4 protein-coding genes are annotated in these 2,732 nt (G+C 53.5%); all 4 read right to left on the bottom strand.

Features of this window, described 5'->3' with window-relative positions:
* On the bottom strand, nucleotides 1-548 hold a 548-nt coding region (locus tag GXX82_09475; GenBank protein ID NLT23264.1), incomplete at its 3' end, for a hypothetical protein.
* Entirely contained in the window at nucleotides 545-871 is a 327-nt protein-coding gene (locus GXX82_09470) for a MerR family transcriptional regulator (protein NLT23263.1), read from the bottom strand. The genes GXX82_09470 and GXX82_09475, both read right to left, overlap by 4 nt.
* The gene (locus GXX82_09465) at nucleotides 868-1,158 is read right to left on the bottom strand and encodes an integration host factor subunit alpha (GenBank protein NLT23262.1); all 291 of its coding nucleotides are present in this window, start codon (nucleotides 1,156-1,158) and stop codon (nucleotides 868-870) included. The genes GXX82_09470 and GXX82_09465 overlap by 4 nt, the downstream gene beginning before the upstream one ends.
* Nucleotides 1,159-1,167: 9 nt before the next feature.
* A partial coding sequence (gene pheT, locus GXX82_09460; protein NLT23261.1) for a phenylalanine--tRNA ligase subunit beta occupies nucleotides 1,168-2,732 on the bottom strand: 1,565 nt, incomplete at its 5' end.

Raw genomic sequence — 2,732 nt, 5'->3', positions numbered from 1 at the left:
TCGGGGAGACTGATCTTGCCTTCGAGGTAGGCCTTCGCGGCATTCTCGGGGAAGAAGATATAGAGGTACTCGATATGGCCGCCATATGTGTCGCACTGGGAATAATCCCTGGCTGCCCAGTAGATACCGAATGCGAGGCCTTCAATGTGGTCGCCGTCAAGGTCACTCGGTTTGATCTTCTTGATGTGTTTGGGCACGAAATCCCGTATTATCTTCGCGATGCGTTCCTCCGGTTTCGTCGAGTTGCCGTCGAAAGAGGCCTCTTTGGGTCTCACGTACACCATGACGTAGTGCAGTTGCTGCTTGTCGAAATCCTCAAGCGTGGTGATGCCTATGCCGTCCTGGTAGATGCCCACGTTATCGGAGCTGTATCGGTTGTAGATGTCCTTGAAGAGGGCGGAGTTCTTGTCGAAGACAGACTGGACATGCTTGTCGTTGTAGCTTCTTTTCACACTGTCTGTTTCACCTTTGGCGACGTAGATCGGTCCCGGTGTGCATGAGCACAGGACGAAGGCCATGAGCGCTGTGGCGATGATGATATTTCTCATTTCTTTCCTTTCTCCTCTTGTTTCAGCATTGCGACGAGTTCGGTAAGTTCTTCGCGAATCTCGTTGAGTATTCTCTTGTGATTTGCGAGGTATTGTTTTGCCCCGTCAATGGTGAATCGTTTTTCGTGAAGGAGCTTTTTGATGGTGAAGATGATCTCAAGGTCCTTTTTCTTGTAGAGACGCTGTCCGGTGGGACTCTTGACGGGCTTGATGTCCTTGAACTCTTGCTCCCAGTAGCGAAGGACGTGAGGTTTCAGTCCCGTTAATGTGCAGACTTCCTTGATACGGTAAAAGACCCTGTCGGGTATTTCTCTGCCGTTCATTCGTGCCTTCTGCTGTCGTTGATCTCGTCCTTCAATACCTGGCTCAGCCTGAAACTCAGCACCTTGCGCTCCGTTATCTTGATCTCTTCACCTGTTTGCGGGTTGCGTCCGCGGCGGGCTTTTTTCTTTCTGACGAAGAAATTGCCGAAACCGGAAATCTTTACGTTCTCATCGGTGGCGAGAGTGTCCTTGATGATCTCGAAGAACCGGTCGACGATATGCGCGCACTCCCGTTTGGAAAACCCGAGCTTTTCGTAAAGATCGGTTACAATATCTATTTTCGTCATAACTCCTCCTTATGCCCTTAACGAAATTCCGTCAATATTCGTCAGCTCGCCGATGATCTTTTGCTGCAAGGCGTTGACACGTTCATCGGTAAGGGTATCTTCGTGGGATTGGAACACCACGCGAATGGATACGCTCCGCCTTTCCTTCCTGAACATGTCAAATATCCCCACTGAGACAATAAGGGGTGAAATGCCCTTGATCTTCTCAACAAGCATGGCTATCGGTACCCCGTCGTCCACGAAGAACGAGAAATCCCGTGTAACCTGCGGATAACGGGGTATCGGCCTGTATTGAAGCGTCAAGTTCCCTTTTTCTAAGATTATATCAAATCGTAACTCAGCGCAATAAATAGTTTGTTCGATCTCGTAGAGCCCGAGAACGTCGTCACGGACAGCTCCGGCCCAACCGACTTTTGTGCCGTCAACGACGATGTCGGCGCTCCGGCCGCGATCGAGAAAAGGTTCGGTGGTCGGGACGGTCTCACAGTTCGCCCCGAGCCTCTCCATCAAACCTTCGATGATTCCCTTGATGTCGAAGAAGTCATAGTCCGCATGCTTTTCCTTCCACGAATATTCCTTCTCCCTGCCCGTCAGGGCGAAGCAGAGGGCGACGTGCTCACGGATGCGTTCGTCCTCCCGAAAGAAGACCTTTCCTTTCTCAAAGAACCTGAGGTTCTTCGTGCCCCGGTTGATGTTGTACGCCATGCATCTCAGGACGGAGGGTGTCATCATGGTCCTCATGACCCCCAAGTCGCGGGAGATGGGGTTCATGATGGACACGTACCTCGCGCGCTCGTCATCCTCGGGGATACGGAGATTTTCGATGTCCTTCGTGGAGAAGAAGGAAAAATTGATGATCTCGTAGAAGCCCGTCCCCAGGCAATACTCCTTTATCGTCGCCAGAAAGCGTTCTTTCCGGGTGATCTTCTGGGGTTTGAGGACCGCCACGGGGCTCGTGTCGGGAATGTGTTCGAATCCGTGGACCCGGGATATCTCCTCGATGACATCGGCCGCCTCGACGATGTCATGCCTGAAGTTGGGCACAGATATGACGAACCCGTTCTCGTCCTCTTTCATGATAAGGAGGTCGATGGATCTAAGGGCGCGCGTGATGGCGTCCCGGCTGATGTGGGTGCCCAGGAGCCCGTTGATGTTGCTGTAGGTGAGGTAGATAGTCCGGGGTTCCTTCTTCTCGAAGATCTCCCTGGCGCCTCTCACAACCTGGCCGCCCGCGAGCTCATGCATGAGGTACATCGCCCTTTCGGCGGCATACCCGACATTGTCGATATCGATGCCCTTCTCGAACCTGAGCGACGCCTCGGACCTGATCCCGAGCCTCCTGGCGGTGGCCCGTATGGAGTAGGGATTGAAGTAAGCAGCCTCAAGGGCCATGTTCCTCGTCGTGCCCGTGATCTCCGAGTTCTCGCCGCCCATGATGCCCGCGACAGCCACGGGTCCGGAGCCGTCACAGATGAGGATGTCCCCGGCCTCTATGGGCCTGTCGATGCTGTCAAGGGTACGGAATGTCGATGGTCCGCCGGCCACTTTCACGTCTATCCTCGACTCGTCGAGGC

Source organism: Syntrophorhabdus sp. (genome assembly GCA_012719415.1).
GTDB lineage: Bacteria > Desulfobacterota > Syntrophorhabdia > Syntrophorhabdales > Syntrophorhabdaceae > Delta-02.
The sequence above is the reverse complement of the archived record's forward strand: the minus strand, read 5'-3'. Positions and strand labels throughout refer to the sequence as shown.

Bases quoted from the DNA above. Each gene is read 5' to 3' on its own strand.
- GXX82_09465 (NLT23262.1), bottom strand. From the start codon at position 1,158: ATGACGAAAATAGATATTGTAACCGATCTTTACGAAAAGCTCGGGTTT.
- GXX82_09470 (NLT23263.1), bottom strand. From the start codon at position 871: ATGAACGGCAGAGAAATACCCGACAGGGTCTTTTACCGTATCAAGGAA.